The following is a 21,159-nucleotide window of genomic DNA, read 5'->3' on the forward strand; positions in this document are numbered from 1 at the left end:
CCCAGCCTGCTTTTAGGGCGGGCGCAGGCCGGGACCAGGGGTGCAGCGATCAGGAGGCGTAGACGCCGGGCCCCGATTCGGAGCGCAGCGGACGCCAGCCGGCGCTCAGGCGCTGCAGCGCTTCGAGCTCCACCGGATCATGGCTGCAGAAGATCCTCACATGGCTGTGAGGATCGTTCGCGAGGGCCCGCAACCGCTCCTGGTTGTGGAGGCGTAAGGGGCGGTCCTCCTCCATCATGCGCTGATAGGCGAGGAGCCCGGGCGTGCAGGATGGATCCTCGTCCATCTCGTGCCGGTGGAAATAGGCATCGCCCGCATTGAGCAGCCAGCCCTCCGGCGTGTCGATGGCGATGCCCGCATGGCCCATCGTGTGGCCGGGCAGCGGGATCATGAGGATTTCGGGCGGCAATCCGTCAAGATCGCGCACGGAGCCGAAGCCGAACCATTGCTCGCCCGTCGGATCGTAGAAGCGCCAGTCGCGCACCCCGTCCCATTGCTCCGGTCTGTAGCGGCGGCGATGGATGAAGCCCTGCCGCACCTCCGCCTCTTCGACCTCGGCGCGCAGCACGTGAACGATCGCCTCGGGAAAGTCCTCCAGCCCGCCGGCGTGATCGAAGTCGAGATGGGTGAGCACGATGTGGCGCACGTCCCGCGGCGAGAAGCCGAGTTCCTTCACCTGCTCCAGGGCCGTGTAGCGGTGCTCGAGCTGGATGCGGTTGACGTGCACGAAGAGCGGGCTCAGGCGCTCGTAGGGGTTTTCCACATCTCGGGCGCCGATGCCCGTATCCACCAGCACCAGGCCATGGCGGTCGGTCTCGATGAGCTGGCAGTGGCAGACCAGATGCCCGGTCAGGCCGCGGCTCACCCCGTCCCAGAGCCTGCCTCCGACCGGGCACATGCAGCCGCAGTTGAGATGGTGGATTCGCATGGAAGCCTCGCTGAACGGATGGAGCGACACCCTAACGCGAGGAACAGTCGAAATGTTCGGACGGCGGCTACTTGCGGCAGGCGAAGGGCGGGAAGGTGCTCGCCGTGCCTGCATTCATGGCGGCGACGACCATCATGTTCGCCACCTCCAGCTCCTCGGCGGACCGCGGGCAGACATCGGCCCTCGCCATGCAGCCCGAGGCCAGAAAGGCCTCATGTCGCTCAAGGAAATCCCGGCCCAGGCCCCGCGTGCCGCGCCGGGCGAGCGCATCAGCCCAAGCCTTCCCGTAGCGCTCGCACTTCACCTCGGGCCACGATCTTGGAGGAGCATTCTGAGCTGCGGTGTGTGAAACGCCACCGGCAAAGGCAACAGCCAGCAACGCCGCAATGGTAGCAATCGACTTCAGCGAACGGCTCATCTCACACAGTCCCGGTTCACGCCGCTGCGATGGACCACGGGAGATGCCAGGGGTCAAGCCTCTGCCTATGATATAGGCGGGTGCGCAGGCGATCCGGGATCGCGTGCAGGATGAAGCTTTGATCTCCCTCTCTCACGGAGAAGTTAAGAGAGCCGCACTCGTCCTGCGATCCCGGATCTGCGCTGCGCTACGTCCGGGATGACGCTGAACTTTCAGGCCCGAATCTCGGGCTGGCTCTTGGCCTGCGCCTTGCGCGATGGGGAGCGGCGGCGCTTGGCAGGCTTTGCCTCCTCCTGCTTCTTCACCTCACGGGACAGGCGTTCCTGGAGGAGGGTGAGAACCGCCGCCTCCTCCGGCTTCAGCGAGGGCAGATCCTCGCGCAGCTCGGTTTCGATCTCCTCCTTGATCTCCAGGAGCAGCTCGCCGTCCAGATAAGAGGAGAAGACCTCGGGATGGACGTAGCACTTGCGGCAGATGCTGGGCGTGTTGCCGAGGCGGCCTGCGACCTTCTCGATGGCCGCGCGGATGTTCTTCTTGGCCCTGGCCTGGTTGTCGAACTCCTCGAACTCCGCCAGCGCCAGCGCGGCGAGAACCGTTCCGGCCCAGGTGCGGAAATCCTTGGCCGTGATGTCCCGGCCGGTGATCTCCTTCAGGTAGGCGTTCACGTCGGCGGATGTGATCGATTGCTGCTCGCCGTTCTCGTCGAGATACTGGAACAGGTCCTGCCCCGGCAGGTCCTGGCAGGCCTTCACGATCCGGGCGATGCGCCGGTCCTTCACCTGCAGCTTCCAGGTCTTGCCGCTCTTGCCCTTGAACTGGAAGCGCAGCTCGCCGCCCTCGACCTTCACATGCGGATCGCGCAGGGTGGTGAGGCCGTAGCTCCTGTTCTGCTTCACGTAATCGGCATTGCCGACGCGGATCAGGGTGTTCTCGAGCAGATGCACCACCGTCGCGAGCACCTTCTCGCGCGGCAGGCCGCGCAGGCTCATATGCTCGTCGATGGTCTTGCGGATCGCCGGCAGGCCTTTCGCGAATTCGAGCATGTGCTCGTATTTCGTGCTCTCGCGAACCTCGCGGAAGGCGGGATGGTAGCGGTACTGCTTGCGGCCCTTGGCATCCCGCCCCGTCGCCTGGATGTGCCCGTTGGCCTTCGCACAGATCCACACATCCGTGTAGGCGGGCGGGATGGCAAGCGACCTGATGCGATCCAGCGTCGCCTTGTCCGTCACCTTCGAGCCGTCGGGCTTGAGGTAGGTGAAACCCTTGCCGGACTTTTTCCGCCGGATGCCGGGTTCCTCGTCCGAAACGTAGGTAAGTCCCGCCGTCTCGGCCGCATCCCGCGGATCGACGATGTTCTCGGAGGTGGCGTTGGGTTCCAGCAGCATGGGAAGCCTTGCGTGAAGAAGCAGAACGTCAACCGGACCGTGCGGCCTCGGGTTCCCCCTGCGATGCCGTGGCACGGGTCTCGCTGCGGTCGTTGCGGATCTTCAGCGCAAGGATGGTGCCGCTCAAGGCAAGGCTCAGCAGGTTGAAGACGATGAGCGGCCAGCTCCCGATCAGGAAGCCGTAAGCCGACCACAGCACGAAGGCGGTGACGGTGACCAGGTACATGCGCTTGGAGATGGCGGCCGTGTCGCGCTCCCGCCAGGCTTTGAGCACCTGCGGCACGAAGCTCGAGGTCGACAGGATTCCGGCGACGGTCGCCAGAAGCGTCGGCAGCCAATCCGCCATGAGAATCCTCCCGTTGAGCGAACCGACGGCAACGGGCGTCGCCGAAGGGGAGTTCCCTTCTCGTGCCCTGGGGCGTTAGAAGAGCGCAGCCGTCTCACCCGGATCGTCCCTTGCCCGCCTCTCCTTTTCCCGACCTTCAAGGCCGCACGCTCGTCTTCGTCGTCACCGAGGACTGGTTCTTCGCCTCCCACTTCCTGCCCATGGCCCGGGCCGCGCGCGAGCTGGGGCTCGCGGTCGCCGTGGTCACGCGGGTGCGCGACCACCGGGGGGCCATCGAGGCCGCGGGGGCGAGGGTGATCCCGCTCGAGGCGGAGCGGCGCAGCCTGAACCCTATGGCGGCGGGCTATGCCGCAGGCCAGCTCGCCGCCATCCTCAAGGCCGAGAAGGCCGACCTCGTCCATTGCATCGCCCTGAAGAGCATCCTGGTCGGGGGCTTCGCCGCCACGCTCGCCGGGATCGGGCCCAGGGTCTATGCGCTCACGGGCTCCGGCTTTCTGGGGGCGCGAACCGACACGGTCGGGCGCCTCTCGCAGCGGGCCGTGCGCCTCCTGGTGCGCGGCCTGGAGACCGCCAGAACCCGTTACCTCTTCGAGAACACGGACGATCCCGGGCTGCTGGGCCTCGACCCGGCGGACGCCCGCGTCACGATCCTCGGCGGCGCCGGCGTCGACCCGGACACCCTCAGGCCCGAGCCCCTGCCGGCCCAGCCGCCGCTCAAGGTGGCGGTCGTCGCCCGCATGCTCTGGTCCAAGGGCATCGACCTCGCCGTGGAGGCCGTTCGCCGGGCCCGGGCGGAGGGCGCGGCCGTTGAGCTCTCCCTCTACGGTGCGCCCGACCCCTCGAACCCGAAGGCGGTTCCGGAGGAGACCCTGAAGACCTGGAGCGCAGAGCCGGGGATCGCCTGGCATGGCACGACCCGCGACATCGCGGGGGTCTGGCGGGAGCACCACGTCGCCTGCCTGCCCTCCCGCGGCGGCGAGGGCCTGCCGCGGACGCTTCTGGAGGCCGCCGCCTGCGGCCGCGCCATCCTCACCACGGACGTGCCCGGCTGCCGGACCCTCGTGCGCGACGGGATCGAGGGTCTTCTCGTGCCCTCCGGCGACCCGGCGGGCCTCGCGCAGGCCCTCATCGCCCTGGCGCGCGAGCCGGACCGCGTCGCCCGCATGGGCGAGGCCGCCCGCGCCCGGGTTCTCGACGGCTTCACGGAACGGGACGTGATGGAGAGCGTCAAGAATCTGTACCGCTCGATGCTCACCCCATGATCGCCGATCCCATCGCCTTCATCCGGGCCGAGACCCGACTCCGACCTGTGCCGCACGCCCCGGAAATTTCCCTTCACGTGGCGGACGAAGCCACGGAACTGTGGCGCAAGACTGAAGAAGAACTGGGCGAGATCGGCTTGGCCCCGCCCTTCTGGGCCTTCGCCTGGGCCGGCGGGCAGGCGCTGGCGCGCTACATCCTCGATCATCCCGAGACGGTTGACGGTCGGCGCGTGCTGGATTTCGCCTCCGGCTCCGGCCTTGTCGCCATCGCGGCCATGAAGGCCGGAGCGGCCGAGGTGACGGCCTGCGACATCGATCCCTTCGCCATCGCCGCCATCGGCCTCAACGCACAGGCCAACGGCGTCGCGGTGACGCCGATTGCGGTCGACCTCATCGGACAGGACAGGGGCTGGGATACGGTGCTCGCCGGCGACATCTGCTACGAGCGCGACCTTGCCGGGCGGGTGGCGGATTGGCTGAACTTCTTGAGCCGGCGCGGCGCCACGGTTCTGATCGGCGACCCGGGGCGCAGCTATCTCCCCAAGGACCGGCTGGAGAACCTGGCGACCTACGAGGTGCCGGTCACACGCGCCTTGGAGGACGCGGAGATCAAGCGGTCCAGCGTCTGGTGCTTCCGCCAGCCTTGAGCTGGCTTTGTATGATGATTTGTTACTTCATTTCCTTGTTTACCTCTCCAAACATGGGGTGTTATAACCTACCTGAATGAGGTGGCTTCACCCTGTTGCGGGTGCAGCCTCGCATTGATTCTCAACTCTTCCCCACGAAGGACGATCCCGATGGTCCATGCCCCGTCCCTGCCCCATGCCCTTCCGGCCGCGGGCCTGCCCTTCCAGGCACCACACGGCTCCAAGACGAAGCAGGTGCTGGCCCGATCGGAAGCTCTATGCCGCACGCGGGGCGCCCGGCTCACCCCCATCCGCAAGCGTGTGCTCGAGACGCTTCTGGACGCGCCCAAGCCCCTCGGAGCCTATGACATCGCCGACGTGCTCGCCTCCCATGGGCGACGCATGGCTCCGATCACGGTCTATCGCGCCCTGGACTTCCTGATCGAGCAGGGCCTCGCCTACCGGATCGCGAGCCGGAACGCCTATGTGGCCGGAACCAGCGGCCGGGAGACGACCGCCTTCCTGATCTGCGAAGCCTGCGGCGACGCCACCGAGGTCGCCTCGCCAGAGGTGAGCGAGGCCGTGTTCAAGGTGCTGGCGCAGCAGGGCTACCAGCCCCGCGCCCGCGTGCTGGAGATCACGGGCCGCTGCGCCCATTGCCAGGATGTCCATTGAACGCGCGAGCCTAGGCCGCGCTTGACGAAGAGGGCTTTTGGCATCAGCTAAACGGCGGCAGCCCGGAGCTGCCGTCGTGGATTGCAGCATGCCCCTCACCTCGTCCCCCGAGATCCAAACCGCCCCCGAGGTCCTGGCCGGCCCGGCTCCGCGCCACCGCACGGTGGGCGTGCGCGTCGGTTCCGTCATGGTCGGAGGCGGCGCGCCGATCGTGGTGCAGTCCATGACCAACACGGACACGGCGGACGTGGACGCGACCGTGGCCCAGGTGGCGGCGCTCGCCCGGGCGGGTTCCGAGATCGTGCGCATCACCGTCGACCGGGACGAGGCGGCAGCGGCGGTTCCCAGGATCCGCGAACGGCTGGACCGGCTCGGCGTCGACGTGCCCCTCGTCGGCGACTTCCATTATATCGGCCACCAGCTGCTCGCCGATCATCCAGCCTGCGCCGAAGCGCTCGCCAAGTACCGCATCAACCCCGGCAATGTGGGCTTCAGGGAGAAGAAGGACCGGCAGTTCGGCGCGATCGTCGAGCAGGCGATCCGGCACGGCAAGGCCGTGCGCATCGGCGCCAACTGGGGCTCCCTCGACCAGGAGCTCCTGACCCACCTCATGGACGAGAATGCCCGCTCGGCCAGCCCGCGCGACATGCGCTGGGTCACCCGGGAGGCCATGGTCCAGTCGGCGCTGCTCTCCGCCGCCCGCGCCGAGGAGATCGGACTGGGCAAGGACCGCATCATCCTCTCGGCGAAGGTGTCCGCGGTGCAGGACCTGATCGCCGTCTACCAGGAACTCGCCCGCCGCTCCGACTATGCGATCCATCTGGGCCTCACGGAGGCCGGCATGGGAACGAAGGGCATCGTCGCCTCCTCCGCCGCCATCGGCATCCTGCTGCAGCAGGGCATCGGCGACACGATCCGCTACTCCCTGACCCCGGAACCCGGCGGCGACCGGACCCTGGAGGTCAAGACGGCCCAGGAACTCCTCCAGACCATGGGCTTTCGCACCTTCGTGCCCCTGGTGGCCGCCTGCCCCGGCTGCGGGCGAACCACGTCCTCCGTCTTCCAGGAGCTGGCGCGCGACATCCAGAACTGGATCTCCGCCTCCATGCCCGAATGGCGGCGCACCTATCCGGGCGTCGAGAACCTGAACGTGGCGGTCATGGGCTGCATCGTGAACGGGCCGGGCGAGTCGAAGCACGCGCATATCGGCATTTCGCTGCCCGGTACCGGCGAGCAGCCGGCGGCCCCCGTCTTCATCGACGGCAGGAAGGCCATGACCCTGCGCGGGCCGACGCTCGCCCAGGACTTCCAGAAGATCGTCCTCGACTATATCGAGAAGAATTACGGCCAGCCCGGGCGCGACGCCGCCGAGTGAGGCGACCAAAGCCCTATGGAACCTTGAGTGAAATTCCGTTTTAAGCTGAGGCGCGGTGTGCTAGACAGCCGCCGCGCCGGCAGTGACGGCCGCTGCGTTCTTGAGAAGGGGCCGCCCTTCGTCGTTAGCAGGGTTATTTCAACAAGGGCCGTCGGCGGGCACATCCGCAAAGAAAAGCACCCATGGCAGAACAGCATGCTGTCGCCCCCGGACATGCGGATTCCGCAGTCCCCGAGGCTACCCTTCCCGAAAACCGCCACCAGGCGAGCTTCTGGACCCTGACCCTTGGCGCCATCGGCGTCGTCTACGGCGATATCGGTACCAGCCCCCTCTATGCCATGCGCGAGACGGTCGCTGCCGCAACCGGCGGGCACCATGGCGTTCCGGTCGACCTGACCCGCGAGCTGGTGATCAGCATCCTGTCGCTGCTGCTCTGGGCCTTGATCCTCACGGTTACCGTCAAATACGTGATTCTCCTGCTGCGGGCGGACAACAAGGGCGAGGGCGGCTCCCTGACCCTGGTCGCCCTGACGCAGCTCGCCCTCGGGCGCCGAAGCCTCCCTGTGCTCATGATGGGCATGGCAGGAGCAGCTCTGTTCTATGGCGACGCCGCGATCACGCCGGCCATTTCCGTGCTCTCGGCCCTGGAAGGCCTGAAGCTGGTCGCCCCCTCCTTCGAGGCTTATGTCCTGCCAGGAGCCCTGGCGATTCTGATTGGCCTTTTCGCCGTGCAAAGTCGCGGCACCGGTAAGGTCGCCACTTTCTTTGGCCCCCTTACCCTCCTGTGGTTCGTGACCATGGCCGGCCTCGGCCTCCTGCATATCGCCGACGATTGGGAGGTCCTGCTCTCGTTCAACCCCTATTACGGCGTGTCCTTCCTGGTCACCCACCCAGGAACCGCCTTCGCCATTCTCGGAAGCGTGTGTCTTGCGGTGACCGGAGCGGAGGCGCTCTACGCGGATCTGGGCCATTTCGGCCGCAAGCCCATCCGCATGGCCTGGGGCACGGTGGTCTTTCCAGCCCTCGCTCTGAACTATCTCGGTCAGGGCGCGCTTGTCCTGTCGAACCCCGAATCCATCGCCAACCCGTTCTTCCTGCTGGCGCCTCCCTGGCTGCTCCTGCCAGTTGTTATCCTGGCCACCCTCGCGACCATCGTTGCGAGCCAGGCGGTGATCACCGGCGCCTTCTCCCTGACGCGCCAGGCGGTGCAGCTCGGCATCCTGCCGCGCCTTGAGGTGCGCTTCACGTCCGAAACGCATCAGGGCCAGATCTATCTGCCGCGGGTGAACTGGTTCCTGCTCGCCGCCGTCGTGACCCTGGTGATTCTGTTCGGCTCCTCGAGCAGCCTGGCCAGCGCCTACGGCATTGCGGTCTTCGGGACCATGGTGGTCACCACCCTGCTCGCCTGCGTGGTGATGAGCCGGAGCTGGGGCTGGGGGCCGTTGAAGACAGGCTTGATAATGGTTCCCCTGCTGCTGATCGACCTCACCTTCCTGTCCTCGAACCTGGTGAAGCTCCTGGACGGCGGCTACGTGCCGCTTTTGATCGCCGGCACCTTCTTCGTGCTCATGTGGACCTGGGTGAAGGGAACCCGGATCCTGTTCGAGAAGACCCGCAAGATCGACGTGCCCTTCCTCGAGCTGGTGCAGATGCTGGAGAAAAGCCCGCCGCACCGGGTGAAGGGCACCGCCGTGTTCCTGACGAGCGACCCGGACACGGCCCCAGCCGCGCTGCTGCACAACCTCAAGCACAACAAGGTGCTGCACGAGAAGAACGTGATCCTCACCGTCAACAGCGCGGACGTTCCCCGCGTGGAGGACGAGGACCGCGTCTCCATCGAGCATGTGGGCGATTCGTTCTGGCGCATCCGCCTCACCTACGGCTACATGGAGACGCCCAACATCCCGCGCGGGCTCGCGATCCTGCGCAAGCAGGGCTTCAAGTTCGACATCATGGCGACGTCGTTCTTCCTGTCGCGGCGCTCGATCCGCCCGGCGAGCCAGTCGGGCATGCCGCTCTGGCAGGACAAGCTGTTCATCAGCCTCGCGAAATCGGCGAGCGACGCCACGGACTTCTTCCAGATCCCGACCGGACGCGTGGTGGAGGTGGGCACCCAGGTGACCGTATAGGCCGGTTGCCCTCCCGGCGGCGCGATGTCACCTTCGTGCCGCCATGACCGACATCACGCTCATCCGCCCCAGCCTCGCGTGGCTGCCGGCCTACGAAGACGCCCTCGCCCGCGGCTGGTCGCCGAACACCGACCAGGATGTGAGCCGCGAGCAGCTGCGGCAGCTGCGGCGCGACCCCGAGCAGTTCCTCCACGACCTTTACAACAGCCCCATGATCCGCCGGCCCGATGGGCGGGAGGTGCCCCGCCTGCCCGCCCACGACTTCTGGATCAGCGACGGCGCGTTCTGCGGCCGCATCGGCTTCCGCTTCCAGCGCGGCACGGAGGAGTTGCCGGCTCATTCCTACGGCCATATCGGCTACACCATCGTGCCCTGGAAGCAGCGGCGCGGCTACGCAACGCAGGCCCTGCGGATGATCCTGCCCGTCTGCCGGGCGGAAGGGTTTTCCCGGGTCCTCATCACCTGCGACGACGACAACGAGCCTTCGCGCAAGGTGATCCTGGCCAATGGCGGCGTGCCGGCCGGCACCGTGCCGCACACCACCCGGCCCGGCCACGTGAAGCTCGCATTCTGGGTGCCTACCGAGCCGGGCTGACGACAGGCTTGCCCCTCACACCTGCCGCTCGACCACGAAGCGCACCGCCTCCCGCAGGATCTGCGCCCGCGGGCCGAAGGAATCGAGGGAGGCCTCCGCCTCCTCCACGAGGCGGCGGCACTCCCGGCGCGCGCCCTCCATGCCGAGGAGATCCACGAGGGTGGCCTTGCCCTTCTCCTGGTCCTTGCCGGTGCGCTTGCCGAGGGCTTCGGCGGAAGCCTCCCGGTCGAGGATGTCGTCCGCCACCTGGAAGGCGGCCCCGAGTGCGCGCCCATACGCCACGAGGCTTTGTCGTGTCCCGGCATCGGCCTTCCCGAGGATCGCGCCCGCTTCCACGGAAAAGGTGAGGATCGCGCCGGTCTTCATCGCCTGGAGCAGGCGCACGTCGGCCTCCCCGAGCTCCGCCCGCCCGTAGCGCCCCTCCGCCGAGAGATCGAGGAGCTGGCCCCCGACCATGCCCCCGAGGCCCGAGGCGCGGGCAAGCCCGAGCACGAGATCGGCGCGGATCGCCGGGTCGGGATCCGTCGCGGGATCGGCCAGAACCTCGAAGGCGAGCGTCTGGAGCGCATCGCCCACGAGGATGGCGGTGGCCTCGTCATAGGCCTTGTGCACGGTCGGCCGGCCCCGGCGCAGGTCGTCGTCGTCCATGGAGGGCAGGTCGTCATGCACCAGGGAGTAGCAGTGCAGGAGCTCGACGGCGCAGCCGGCGCGCAGGGGGCCCTGCCCCTCTGCCCCAAGGAGCCGGGCCGCCTCGATGACGAGGAACGGCCGCAGGCGCTTGCCGCCGCCGAGGGCCGCATGCCGCATGGCTGCCATGAGGCGGGGCGGGCGGGCAATCTCGCCGGGAGCGGTTTTGTCTGTTAGCAAGGCCGCGAGAGCTTCTTCGACAACCCTCGCGGCCTCCGAGAGCCGCGTCGTGAATGTGCTGGATGGCGCCATGGTGAGCCTGGATCCGGGTGGAGCAGCCGCCCCGCCCGAGGAGACGACGGGTGACGGTTCGAGATCGGGATGGACGCTGCGGTCGGATCGCCCGCGGGCGCCGATGACGCCCGCCCGCCTCCTCCGCCGCTTCGTCCAGATCGGCCTCGGTCTCGTTCTCTTATGGGTCGCAGCGGTCTTTTGGCTAGGCCTTTTGTACTGGGCCGTGCCCCCGGTCTCCACCCTGATGCTCGGCCGCTGGCTCATGCTCCAGCCCGTGGAGCGGGATTTCGTGCCCCTCGAGGAGATCTCGCCCAGTCTTCCCCTGGCGGTCCTGACGGCCGAGGACAGCCGCTTCTGCGAGCACAACGGAGTCGATTGGGATGCCCTGCGCGAGGTGGTGGAGGCCGCCGACGAGGACGGCCCTGCGCGCGGGGCCTCGACGATCCCGATGCAGGTCGCCAAGAACCTTTTCTTGTGGCCGAGCCGCTCCTACATCCGCAAGGGCCTGGAGATCCCGGTCGCCCTCTACCTCGATCTGATCTGGTCGAAGCGCCGGATGATAGAGGTCTATCTCAACATCGCCGAATGGGGCGAGGGCGTGTTCGGGGCGGAGGCGGCTGCGCAGAAGTATTTTGGGAAATCCGCCAAGAACCTGAATGCCCGCGAGGCCGCCCTTCTGGCGCGAGCCCTGCCCAATCCCCTCGTCCGCAACCCGGCCCGGCCGCGCCCGGGGCACCGGGCCCTGGCCGGGCAGCTGCAGGTGCGCATGGTGCGGGCGGCTCCCTTCAGCGACTGCCTGAAGCCCTGAGAGCAGGCCCGCCGGGCTCCGGAACGGCCCTGCGGCAATGAAAAGCAAGCAGATCGCGTCGGGGGACTAGATATTTCCGCCAGGACCTTGTATGAGGCGCAACCTCATCAAGTTTGAGATGTGAGCGTTCCCCGGTTGAGCGGGCGCTCCGCTATTTACCGGAGACGAGAAATGGCCGTTCCAAAGAGAAAAACGTCGCCCTCGCGGCGCGGCATGCGTCGCTCCGCCGATGCCTTGAAGGCCCCGACCTACATCGAGGACAAGGATTCCGGCGAGCTGCGCCGTCCTCACCACATCGACCTGAAGACCGGCATGTACCGCGGCCGTCAGGTCCTGAAGGTGAAGGCCGACGCGTAATCCTCTGCGCGATGCAAGCATCGAGAACCGGCGCCCCAAGCGCCGGTTTTTTTATGCCCGCAATCCCCAAGGACCCTGATCTTCCAGCGCTTTTTACCCTTCATTAAGCCTGAGGACCGATCCTGCCGCCTTGGTTTTCGAAGGGATTGCAGCCGGAGCCGCGCCGACGCGCCTGGGCCCTCCCTTCTGCGTATTGTCCGAGGGTGAGCGTGATGGCGGTGAGGCGGCAGGGCCGGATAGGTCTCTTCAAGGGTGCATCCCGCCCCTCGCGCGGACGTCGGGCGTCCCAAGCTCCACGCTCCCCGCTCGCCAGCGTCCCCTACACCTGGGACATGGCGTCGGACGGGCTGACCTGGGGTCCTGGCGCTGCCGAGGCGCTCGGGATGTCGCCAGGGGACCTGCCGCGGACCGGCGAAGCCCTCGCCCAGCTGGTCGAGCCAGGATGCGGCCTGTTCCGACGGGAGACCATCGGGTCGGGCGAGGCGCCGGGCCGGGGCTACGAAACCCGCTATGCCCTGCGCCTGGCGCCGGACCGCGTGGTGATGGTGGAGGATGCGGGCCGCTGGCAGCCCGACCTCCAGGGGCGCCCCGCCTTCGCCCGCGGCCTGCTGCGCATCGATGCGGCTGCGCAGGACCTTCTGCCGGCGAGGCTCAAGGCCCGCTCCGAACTCCTGTGCGGCGTCCAGGACGGCATCAACGAGGCGCTCCGGCTCTCCCAGACCTGCACCCTGATCGTGGGGGCGTTCGAAGGGGACGAGACGGACCCGATGCCCGAGATCGCCCGCAGGCTGCGCCCCATGATGCGCCGCAACGACCTCTTCGGGGTTCTCGCGCCCAACCGCTTCGCGCTCGCCCTCACCTGCTGCCCGGTCTCCGACGCGCCGGGCGCCATGCGGCGGCTGAGCGTGCTCCTGCACGACCACCCGGCGGGAGCCTCCCTGCGCCTGGGCGCCGCCTGCTCGCCGGACCACACCTTCAAGGCCGTCAAGCTGCTGCGCTTTGCCGAGGAGGCCCTGAGGCGGAGCCTCGAGGGCAGCGAGGCTCAGACCCTCCACGAGGTTCGCCTGGACGCGCCCGCCCCGGCTGCCGCTCAGGCGCCCTTCGACTGGGTGGCCGCCCTCAACAGCCGCAGCCTCACGCTGGCCTGCCGGCCGGTGGTGGATGCGCAGGCCCGCAGCCTCTGCCTGTTCCAGGCCTGCCCCTCCCTGGGCGCCGAGGACGGCTCCGCCCTCCCGCTCGGGCCCGTCCCAGCGCTGCCCGAGGCCAATCTCGCCCTGCTCGTGGACGCGCGCATGCTGGAGCTGGCCGCGGATCACCTCTCGCGCCATCCAGGCCATCGCCTCGCCCTGCCGATCTCGCCCGAGACCCTGCGCGACAAGGAGTGGCTGCCCATGCTGGCGGCTCATCTCGGGGCCCGCCCCGGCATCGAGTCCCGGCTCATGGTCGAGGTTTCCGAGGCCGCCCTCGCGGAATGCCGCCGCAGCCTCGGGCGGCTTCATGCCATGAAGGCCCTCGGCATCGGGGTTGCCCTCGCCGGCTTCGGCTCGGGCCACCTGACGGGCGCCCAGCTGCGCATGCTGCCGATCGACCTCCTGAAGATCGACGGGGTCTTCATCCAGCCGCTCCAGCGCTCCACCGACGACCGCCTCCACGTGCGCACCCTCGTCGACCGGGCGCAGCATCTCGGCATTGCCACGGCCGCCGAATGGGTGGACGACGAGGCGACCGCCCGGATGCTGGCCGGCTGGGGCGTGGACTACCTGCAGGGCGCCCTCTTCGGCGAGCCTGAGGTTCTCCGGGAATCGCTTTCCCCTCAGGCCCGGCTCGGACGGGCCTGAGCCGGGCTCAGGCCGCCGACCGCCGCTTTGGGATCGAGGGGTGGGGGCGCAGATCCGCCGCCGGGTCTCCGGGCAGCTCGATCCCGAATTCATCCACCAGGACTCGGCAATAGGCATCCTCGTCGGCGATCACACGGGTTTCGGCCGTCCCGCCTCGGACGATCTTCAATTCGTCGTTGGTCAGCATCACGCGGCGGTCCCGCCCGGCGAGAGCAACCACCCGGTTCTGGTGGAAGAAGGAAGCGGGCGAATGGAAGTGGTAGAAGTTCATCACGTCCACGTCGACGGAGTAGCACGGGGTCTCATCGAACCAGTAGAGCGACTTCCAGCCCTCCATGCCCTTCATCTCGAGCTCGAACCCGGCCCCGGCAGCGTTGACGATGCGATAGGTTTCCCCGCCCGCCCGATGCTCCCGGCCGGGTTCGAGCGGAACGGGCTCGAGCAGGCCGTATCCGCCGAAGCCCACATCGGCAATCCACCGGCGCGAGCCGATCTCCACGAGGTTCAGGAGATGGCCGCGGGGGCGCGGCACCTGGGCTCCGAAGGTCACTCGCCCCAGGGCATGCCGGGTCCTGAAGCCGAGCCCCTCCAGCATGGCGCCGAACAGCCCGTTCTGCTCGAAGCAGTAGCCCCCGCGCCTGTTGAGCACCATCTTCGTGAAGAGGCCCGACACGTCACTGCCGATGGCTCTCCCGAGATGGATGTCGAGATTCTCGAACGGGATTGCCTCCGCATGGGCCAGGTGGAGGGCAGCGAGCGCCCCCTCGTCAGGCGTCGCCGAACCGCCGTAGCGGATGCGCTCGAAGTAGCGTTCGATGGACACCAAGGCTTAAACCCTCCGGAAGACCCGTGGAGCCTTCCATAGCAGGGGTCGTCATGGTGTTACAGGGGCTACTTGCTCGCCAGCTTGTCGAGCTTGGCCTGCATGTCGGCCATCTGCCGCTTGAGGGTGTCGAGATCGTTCGTCTCGTCCGCCTTCGACGCGGGCTTCGCCTCGGCTCCGCCCGAGGCGCCCTGGGCGAAGGGCGAGAACATGCGCATGGCCTCGGTGAAGAAGCCCATGTTCTTGCGCACCTGCTCCTCCATGGCCTGGAAGGCCGAAGGGCCGAAGGCCTGCGCCATCTGCTCCCGGAGCTTCTGCTGCTCCTGGGACAGGTTGTTCATGGAAAACTCGAGATAGCTCGGCACCAGGGCCTGCATGCTGTCGCCGTAGAAGCGGATCAGCTGGCGGAGCACGGTGACCGGCAGGAGGTTCGGTCCCTCCTTGTTCTCCTGCTCGAAGATGATCTGGGCAAGCACCGAGCGGGTGATCTCCTCGCCGGACTTCGCGTCGTAGACCACGAAGTCCTCGCCCTTGCGCACCATGCCGGCCAGGTCTTCCAGCGTCACGTAGGTCGAGGTGCCCGTGTGGTAGAGGCGGCGGTTGGCATATTTCTTGATGACCGTCGGTTGTTTGTCCGTCGCCATGGGCCCTGATACGCTCCTGAAAATCCACCGGGCCGCCGTCCCTCCGGAGACCGGCCTTGCCTGATTATAAGCGTTATAACCCGCGAGCAAAGCACCAAAAGTCTAACGCGCCTTGCGGTTCGCCCGGACCATCCTATCCTTGACATCCCACCCCCTGGGACGTTCATCGGTCACGCACTACATTCGTTCCAGCACCACACGGATCAGCAAGGAGAGAGGAATGGCCCGAGACAGCATCGTCATCGTCGGCGCGGCGCGCACCCCCGTCGGCTCGTTCAACGGGGCCTTCGCCAACACGCCGGCCCATGAGCTCGGCGCCGTCGCGATCAAGGCGGCTCTGGAGCGCGCCAAGGTCGATGGCGGCGAGGTGGACGAGGTGATCCTCGGCCAGATCCTCACGGCCGGCCAAGGCCAGAACCCGGCCCGCCAGGCGGCCATGGCCTCGGGCGTGCCGCAGGAGAAGACGGCCTGGGCCCTCAACCAGCTCTGCGGCTCGGGGCTGCGCACGGTGGCCATCGGCATGCAGCAGATCGCCAACGGGGACGCCGGCATCATCGTGGCCGGCGGCCAGGAATCCATGTCGCTCGCCCCGCACGCGGCGCATATGCGCTCCGGCACCAAGATGGGCGACTTCAAGCTGGTGGACACCATGCTGAAGGACGGCCTCATGGACGCCTTCAACGGCTACCACATGGGCAACACCGCCGAGAACGTGGCCCAACGCTGGCAGCTCACCCGCGAGGAGCAGGATCTTTTCGCCACCGCCTCGCAGAACAAGGCCGAGGCTGCGCAGAAGGAGGGCCGCTTCAAGGACGAGATCGTGCCCGTCACGATCTCCACCCGCAAGGGCGACATCGTCGTCGATCAGGACGAGTACATCCGCGCCGGCACCACGGTCGAGGCGCTCGCCAAGCTCAAGCCAGCGTTTTCGAAGGACGGAACCGTGACCGCAGGCAATGCCTCCGGCATCAATGACGGCGCGGCTGCGGTCGTGCTGATGACGGAAGCGGAAGCCCAGCGCCGCGGCCTCACCCCGCTCGCCCGGATCGCCTCCTGGGCCACCGCCGGCGTCGACCCGGCGATCATGGGCACGGGCCCGATCCCGGCCTCGCGCAAGGCGCTGGAGAAGGCCGGCTGGAAGGTGCAGGACCTCGAGCTCGTCGAGGCCAACGAGGCCTTCGCGGCCCAGGCGCTCGCGGTCAACAAGGACATGGGCTGGGATCCGTCCATCGTGAACGTGAATGGCGGCGCCATCGCCATCGGCCATCCCATCGGCGCGTCGGGCGCCCGCGTCCTCGTGACCCTGCTGCACGAGATGGGCCGCCGCAACGCCCGGAAAGGCCTCGCCACCCTCTGCATCGGCGGCGGCATGGGCGTCGCCATGTGCCTTGAACGATAAGGCCGCCTGGAGCGCTAGGACGACAAGAAGCTCCGCAAGGGAAACTACGGGGCTTCACCCTTTCCCGTTCTGCCACATGTACTAAGCTAGATCGTGAGGCGGCCTGAATCGGGCCGCCTCACGATGAAGGGATCCTTGAGAGATCCGCATGTGAACGGACTTGGGAAGGAAACAGCATGGCGCGCGTCGCATTGGTCACCGGCGGCACTCGCGGCATCGGTGCCGCGATTTCAACTGCCCTCAAGCAAGCTGGATACAACGTTGCCGCGAATTACGGCGGCAATGACGAAGCCGCCAATCAGTTCAAGGGCGAAACCGGCATTCCGGTCTTCAAGTTCGACGTGTCCGATCCGGCTGCCTGCGAGGCCGGGATCAAGGCCATCGAAGCGGAACTCGGCCCCGTCGACATTCTCGTGAACAATGCCGGCATCACCCGCGACGGCATGTTCCACAAGATGACCTTCGACCAATGGTCGGCGGTCATACGCACCAATCTCGATTCCATGTTCACCTGCACGCGGCCCGTGATCGACGGCATGCGCTCGCGCAATTTCGGCCGCATCATCATCATCTCCTCCATCAACGGCCAGAAGGGCCAGATGGGGCAGGCGAACTATTCCGCCGCCAAGGCCGGCGTGATCGGCTTCGCCAAGGCGCTGGCGCAGGAAAATGCCAACAAGGGCATCACCGTCAACGTGATCGCTCCCGGCTACATCGCCACCGAAATGGTGAAGGCCGTGCCGGAAGAGGTGCTGAAGTCGAAGATCCTGCCGCTCATTCCGGTCGGCCGCCTCGGCGAAGCGGAGGAGATCGCCCGCACCGTGCTCTTCCTGGCCGGCGACGACGCCGGCTTCATCACCGGCTCGACCCTGTCCATCAACGGCGGCCAGTACATGGCATAGGCCAAGGCGGGATCTCATCCCAATAATGCGGATGATGGCGGAACCTACTTCCCTCCCCCTTGCGGGGAGGGATTAAGGGTGGGGGTCGGAAAGTCAGAGCGGTGTGCTCGCCGAGATCACCACGACCCACTCCACAACGTCATCACCGGCCTTGTGCCGGTGATCCCGATTGCTTGAAGCACAGAGCCTCACAGCATCGGGATGGCCGGGACAGGCCCGGCCACGACGGAGATGTCTCACCCAGCTGGCCCACTCCGCAAGGGGGGAGCTCACCTATTCCGTTTCGTCGTGCTCTTCTCCGCTTCGCTTCGATCGGAATGACGTGCTAGGTGGCGGTCATCATGACGACTCGCACCGCCACCACCATCGGCCTCGCCGCCATCCTGCTCTGGTCCATGCTCGCCCTGTTCACGGCGGCGACGGGCACCATCCCGCCGTTCCAGCTCAATGCCATGACCTTTCTGGTCGGCGGCCTGGTCGGTGTGGGCAGCTGGGCTGTGCGGCCTGAAGGACTCAAGGCCCTGCGGCAGAAGCCGGTGGTATGGGCCTTAGGCATCGGCGGCCTGTTCGGCTACCACGCCCTCTATTTCGCGGCGCTGCGCTGGGCGCCGCCGGCCGAATCGGGGCTCATCAACTATCTCTGGCCGCTCCTGATCGTGCTGTTCTCCTCGCTGCTGCCCGGCGAGCAGCTCAAGCGCGCCCACATCGTCGGGGCGCTGCTCGGCTTTGCCGGCGTCATCGTGCTGATCGCAGGCCGCGGCGCCTTCGATGCGCGGGCGGAATACATGCCGGGCTATCTCTGCGCCTCCGTCGCCGCCTTCGTGTGGGCGGGCTACTCGGTGCTCTCGCGCCGCTTCGGCCAGGTGCCGACCGACGCGGTGGCGGGCTTCTGCCTCATGACCTCGCTGCTCAGCCTCGTCTGCCACCTCGCCTTCGAGACCACCGTGTGGCCCGAGACGACAACGCAATGGCTCGCGGTGCTGGCGCTCGGCCTCGGCCCGGTGGGCGCCGCCTTCTACGTCTGGGACATCGGCATGAAGCGGGGCGACATCCGCTTCCTCGGCGTCGCGTCCTATGCCACGCCGGTGCTCTCGACCCTGCTGCTGGTGGTGGCGGGCTATGCCGAGCCGACCCTGACGCTTCTGCTCGCCTGCGGCCTCATCGTGGCGGGCGCCCTGGTGGCGACCCTCATCCCGAAGAAGAGCGTCCCGGCATGACCCGGTGGGTGTAGCGGTAGGCCGTCTGGAAGCCCAGGGCCCCGTAGAGCGAACGGGCGATCTCGTTCTCTTCCCGCACCTGCAGGTAGGCGGTGTGCGCCCCCTGCCCGCAGCCCCAGGCCATGAGGCTCGAGACCACGCGGCGGCCCAGGCCGATGCCGCGCAGATCGGGGGCAACCACGATGTCGTAGAGACCCACATAGCCGCGCTCCACCACGCCGAGGCCCCAGGCCACCGGCCGCTCGTCCAGGCTCAGGGTGGCAAACGCAGCCTTCTGGCGGATGCGGGAGACGATCCGCATCAGGATCTCGTCGTCGGCCTTGTCGCCGCCATAGGAGCCGGCAGCCTCCCGCACCCAGCGCTTGGAGACCTGCGGCTCGAGGGCGACCTCCGGATCGAGCTCGCAATCGCCCTGCGTGATCGGAGCGGTCAGCACATGCGTCGGCTCGATGTCCTTGAAGCCGCGCTGCTTCAGGCGCTCGTCCACGTCAGGGGCCTCCAGCCCGTTGAGGCGGAAGGTGGGGCGCACATTGGCCTCCACGAAGCGCGCGACCATGGTGTCGATGAGTTCGTCGTCCAGGGCCGCGCCCGGCAGGAACGGCGTCGCGGAATTGGCGCGCTTCGAGTAGCCGTTGGCAAGCCGCAGGATCCAGCCGTCATAGGTCTGGTAGTCGAACGAAGGCCAGGCATTCAGAAGCCGGCTTTCGAGCCCGATGATAAGGCTGTGGTCGGTCATGGGGCGGCTTGCTCCTGCCATCGCGACGCTCGTCAAAACCCGTTCTTCCACTCGCGCAGGGCCTGGAACACCTCGGCGGGCGCAGCTCCCTCCTTGTGAACCGCCTTTGCGAGCGCGGGCTCTCCCGCCCGCAGGAAGGGGTTGGTGGCCTTCTCCTGGCCGATGGTGGTCGGCACCAGGAAGCGCCCTTCGGCCTTGGCCTGCTCGGCCTCCCTCGCCCGCGCCTGCAGCGCCGCGTTGTCCGGGTCGGCGGCCAGCGCGAAGCGCGCGTTGGAAAGCGTGTAGTCGTGGCCGCAATAGACCCGGGCATCGTCGGGAAGGGTGGCGAGCCGCTGGAGCGTGCCCCAGAAATCCGCGTACGTGCCCTCGAACATGCGCCCGCAGCCGAGGGTGAACAGGGTATCGCCGGCAAAGAGCACGCGGTCCGCCTCGAACCAGTAGGCGATGTGGTCGGCGCAGTGGCCCGGCGTCTCCCATACCTGAGCCCGGAGACTGCCGACCTGCACCGTGCTGCCCTCGCGCAGGTAGGCATCGGCCGAGGGCACCGCCTCGCGCGCCTTCCCGGGAGCGACCACGCGGCACCCGGTGCGGCTCCTCAATCCCTCAATTCCCTGGACGTGGTCGGAATGGCGGTGCGTGACGAGGATATCGGTGAGCCGCCAGCCCGTCTCGGAGAGCGCCTTGAGGATCGCCTCCTCGTCGGGCGCGTCGATGGTCGCGCAGGCTCCCGTCTCAGGATCGTGGATCAGGACGCCGATATTGTCCTGCAGGCAGAGAAAGGCGTGGATCTGGGCTGGCATCGAGGGCCCCTGTCTTGATGTGCTCCGAGCTATCATGGAACAGTCGGCGCGGGAAACCAGATCCCCGGCCGTCATTCGCAGCACGGCGGGAACCGCAGGCAGCCTGACGAGGTCATGAGCATCGACATCACCGATCTGCGCGGCTTCTACGCCAGTCCCCTCGGGGCCGTGACGCGCCGCTTCGTCGGGCGGTCCATCGACCGGTTCTGGGGGCCGCTGACGGGCTTGCGCGTGCTCGGTCTCGGCTATGCGCCGCCTTACCTTGCCGCCGTGAGAGAGGAGTGCGAGCGCACGCTTGCCTTCATGCCCGCAAGCCAGGGCGTGGTGAACTGGCCGAGCACCGGAGCCTCCGCATCCGCACTGGTCGACCCTCTCATGATGCCCCTGCCCGATTCCTCCATCGACCGGGTTCTCGTGGTCCATGCCCTTGAGACGGTGGAGAGCCCGAGCGAGCTCCTGCACGAGATCTGGCGCATTCTCACCCCAGGCGGGCGGATCATCCTGGTGGCGCCCAACCGGCGCGGCCTCTGGGCCCGCATGGACACCACGCCCTTCGGCTACGGCCAGCCCTACAGCCGCTCGCAGCTGAAAAGCCTCATGCGCCAGACCTGGTTCTCGCCGGAGGGCTGGGCCGAGACCCTCTACATGCCGCCCCTGCGCAACCGCTTCCTGCTCCAGTCCGCCCAGGCCTGGGAGCGGGTCGGGTCCAGCTTTTCCCTGCCCTTCGCGGGCCTTCACATCGTCGAGGCCACGAAGCAGCTCTACCGGCCCGGCGCGGTGCGCGCGGTGCAGCGCTCCCGCCGCTTCGCGCCCGTTTTCGTGCCGGCCCCCGCCTCGCACCTGGGCTGATCGTCCTTGATTCCGCCGCCTTTTACCGGACTAAGCAGGGGGTCAACTTGACTTGGAAGCCCCAAAACGCCAGTGTCCGCCCCGCTTCGGCAGGGCCATAGGGCCGGGCCGGTCTTCATTTCCCAT

22 protein-coding genes are annotated in these 21,159 nt (G+C 67.6%); 13 read left to right on the forward strand and 9 right to left on the reverse strand.

Annotated features, from left to right (window positions below; translation table 11 throughout):
* Nucleotides 1–49: 49 nt before the first annotated feature.
* From GR303_RS03510 to GR303_RS03525, 4 genes are all read right to left on the reverse strand, one after another.
* Nucleotides 50–928, reverse strand: coding sequence for an MBL fold metallo-hydrolase (locus GR303_RS03510; RefSeq protein ID WP_161721379.1), 879 nt, complete (start codon nucleotides 926–928; stop codon nucleotides 50–52).
* Between the two features lie 67 nt (nucleotides 929–995).
* Nucleotides 996–1,346, reverse strand: coding sequence for a hypothetical protein (locus GR303_RS03515; RefSeq protein WP_161721378.1), 351 nt, complete (start codon nucleotides 1,344–1,346; stop codon nucleotides 996–998).
* Between the two features lie 212 nt (nucleotides 1,347–1,558).
* Entirely contained in the window at nucleotides 1,559–2,731 is a 1,173-nt protein-coding gene (locus GR303_RS03520) for a DNA topoisomerase IB (RefSeq protein WP_161721377.1), read from the reverse strand.
* A gap of 28 nt (nucleotides 2,732–2,759) precedes the next feature.
* Nucleotides 2,760–3,077, reverse strand: coding sequence for a SemiSWEET family sugar transporter (locus GR303_RS03525; protein ID WP_161721376.1), 318 nt, complete (start codon nucleotides 3,075–3,077; stop codon nucleotides 2,760–2,762).
* Nucleotides 3,078–3,187: 110 nt separating this feature from the next.
* Between GR303_RS03525 and GR303_RS03530 the strand changes: the two genes are divergently transcribed.
* The 6 genes from GR303_RS03530 to GR303_RS03555 all read left to right on the forward strand — a co-directional run bounded on the left by GR303_RS03530 (nucleotide 3,188) and on the right by GR303_RS03555 (nucleotide 9,739).
* Nucleotides 3,188–4,339 carry a glycosyltransferase family 4 protein gene (locus GR303_RS03530; protein ID WP_161721375.1) on the forward strand — a complete coding sequence of 384 codons (1,152 nt, stop codon included), beginning with the start codon at nucleotides 3,188–3,190 and terminating at the stop codon, nucleotides 4,337–4,339.
* Nucleotides 4,336–4,986, forward strand: coding sequence for a class I SAM-dependent methyltransferase (locus tag GR303_RS03535; RefSeq protein ID WP_161721374.1), 651 nt, complete (start codon nucleotides 4,336–4,338; stop codon nucleotides 4,984–4,986). The genes GR303_RS03530 and GR303_RS03535 overlap by 4 nt, the downstream gene beginning before the upstream one ends.
* Before the next feature lie 150 nt (nucleotides 4,987–5,136).
* Nucleotides 5,137–5,640, forward strand: coding sequence for a Fur family transcriptional regulator (locus GR303_RS03540; RefSeq protein WP_161721373.1), 504 nt, complete (start codon nucleotides 5,137–5,139; stop codon nucleotides 5,638–5,640).
* Between the two features lie 88 nt (nucleotides 5,641–5,728).
* Nucleotides 5,729–7,015 carry a flavodoxin-dependent (E)-4-hydroxy-3-methylbut-2-enyl-diphosphate synthase gene (gene ispG, locus GR303_RS03545; protein ID WP_161721372.1) on the forward strand — a complete coding sequence of 429 codons (1,287 nt, stop codon included), beginning with the start codon at nucleotides 5,729–5,731 and terminating at the stop codon, nucleotides 7,013–7,015.
* A 182-nt stretch (nucleotides 7,016–7,197) separates the two neighbouring features.
* On the forward strand, nucleotides 7,198–9,144 hold the full coding sequence (locus GR303_RS03550; RefSeq protein WP_161721371.1) for a potassium transporter Kup: 1,947 nt from the start codon (nucleotides 7,198–7,200) through the stop codon (nucleotides 9,142–9,144).
* A 43-nt stretch (nucleotides 9,145–9,187) separates the two neighbouring features.
* A complete protein-coding gene (locus GR303_RS03555) occupies nucleotides 9,188–9,739 on the forward strand; it encodes a GNAT family N-acetyltransferase (protein ID WP_201751883.1) in 552 nt (183 codons plus the stop codon).
* Between the two features lie 15 nt (nucleotides 9,740–9,754).
* Here the strand turns inward: GR303_RS03555 and GR303_RS03560 are convergent, their stop codons facing one another.
* Nucleotides 9,755–10,678 (reverse strand): farnesyl diphosphate synthase, encoded by a 924-nt coding sequence (locus GR303_RS03560; RefSeq protein WP_161721370.1) that lies wholly within the window; start codon nucleotides 10,676–10,678, stop codon nucleotides 9,755–9,757.
* Here GR303_RS03560 and mtgA point away from each other — a divergent pair.
* From mtgA to GR303_RS03575, 3 genes are all read left to right on the forward strand, one after another.
* Nucleotides 10,677–11,468 (forward strand): monofunctional biosynthetic peptidoglycan transglycosylase, encoded by a 792-nt coding sequence (gene mtgA / locus GR303_RS03565; protein WP_425487083.1) that lies wholly within the window; start codon nucleotides 10,677–10,679, stop codon nucleotides 11,466–11,468. The genes GR303_RS03560 and mtgA overlap by 2 nt on opposite strands.
* A gap of 171 nt (nucleotides 11,469–11,639) precedes the next feature.
* Complete coding sequence (rpmF, locus tag GR303_RS03570; RefSeq protein ID WP_027316271.1) at nucleotides 11,640–11,825, forward strand: 50S ribosomal protein L32; 186 nt, start codon at nucleotides 11,640–11,642, stop codon at nucleotides 11,823–11,825.
* Nucleotides 11,826–12,037: 212 nt separating this feature from the next.
* Nucleotides 12,038–13,663, forward strand: coding sequence for an EAL domain-containing protein (locus GR303_RS03575; protein WP_161721369.1), 1,626 nt, complete (start codon nucleotides 12,038–12,040; stop codon nucleotides 13,661–13,663).
* Between the two features lie 7 nt (nucleotides 13,664–13,670).
* Here GR303_RS03575 and GR303_RS03580 read toward each other — a convergent pair whose 3' ends face one another.
* Both GR303_RS03580 and phaR read right to left on the reverse strand, forming a co-directional pair.
* Entirely contained in the window at nucleotides 13,671–14,486 is an 816-nt protein-coding gene (locus GR303_RS03580) for an arylamine N-acetyltransferase family protein (protein ID WP_343038384.1), read from the reverse strand.
* Nucleotides 14,487–14,554: 68 nt separating this feature from the next.
* Nucleotides 14,555–15,130 (reverse strand): polyhydroxyalkanoate synthesis repressor PhaR, encoded by a 576-nt coding sequence (gene phaR, locus GR303_RS03585; RefSeq protein ID WP_161721367.1) that lies wholly within the window; start codon nucleotides 15,128–15,130, stop codon nucleotides 14,555–14,557.
* Nucleotides 15,131–15,350: 220 nt separating this feature from the next.
* Between phaR and GR303_RS03590 the strand changes: the two genes are divergently transcribed.
* From GR303_RS03590 to yddG, 3 genes are all read left to right on the forward strand, one after another.
* Nucleotides 15,351–16,529: an acetyl-CoA C-acetyltransferase gene (locus GR303_RS03590; RefSeq protein WP_161721366.1), complete on the forward strand. Its 1,179-nt coding sequence runs from the start codon at nucleotides 15,351–15,353 to the stop codon at nucleotides 16,527–16,529.
* A 176-nt stretch (nucleotides 16,530–16,705) separates the two neighbouring features.
* Nucleotides 16,706–17,431, forward strand: a complete 726-nt coding sequence (phbB, locus tag GR303_RS03595) for an acetoacetyl-CoA reductase (protein ID WP_161721365.1) — start codon at nucleotides 16,706–16,708, stop codon at nucleotides 17,429–17,431.
* Between the two features lie 341 nt (nucleotides 17,432–17,772).
* A complete protein-coding gene (gene yddG / locus GR303_RS03600) occupies nucleotides 17,773–18,648 on the forward strand; it encodes an aromatic amino acid exporter YddG (RefSeq protein WP_161721364.1) in 876 nt (291 codons plus the stop codon).
* Here yddG and GR303_RS03605 read toward each other — a convergent pair.
* Complete coding sequence (locus GR303_RS03605; RefSeq protein WP_161721363.1) at nucleotides 18,620–19,384, reverse strand: GNAT family N-acetyltransferase; 765 nt, start codon at nucleotides 19,382–19,384, stop codon at nucleotides 18,620–18,622. The genes yddG and GR303_RS03605 overlap by 29 nt on opposite strands.
* A gap of 32 nt (nucleotides 19,385–19,416) precedes the next feature.
* Nucleotides 19,417–20,184, reverse strand: coding sequence for a hydroxyacylglutathione hydrolase (gene gloB / locus GR303_RS03610; protein WP_161721362.1), 768 nt, complete (start codon nucleotides 20,182–20,184; stop codon nucleotides 19,417–19,419).
* A gap of 114 nt (nucleotides 20,185–20,298) precedes the next feature.
* Here gloB and GR303_RS03615 point away from each other — a divergent pair, with 114 nt between their 5' ends.
* Entirely contained in the window at nucleotides 20,299–21,033 is a 735-nt protein-coding gene (locus tag GR303_RS03615; RefSeq protein WP_161721361.1) for a class I SAM-dependent methyltransferase, read from the forward strand.
* Nucleotides 21,034–21,159 lie beyond the last annotated feature (126 nt).

Origin of the sequence: Microvirga arsenatis (assembly GCF_009910705.1) — a bacterium.
GTDB lineage: Bacteria > Pseudomonadota > Alphaproteobacteria > Rhizobiales > Beijerinckiaceae > Microvirga > Microvirga arsenatis.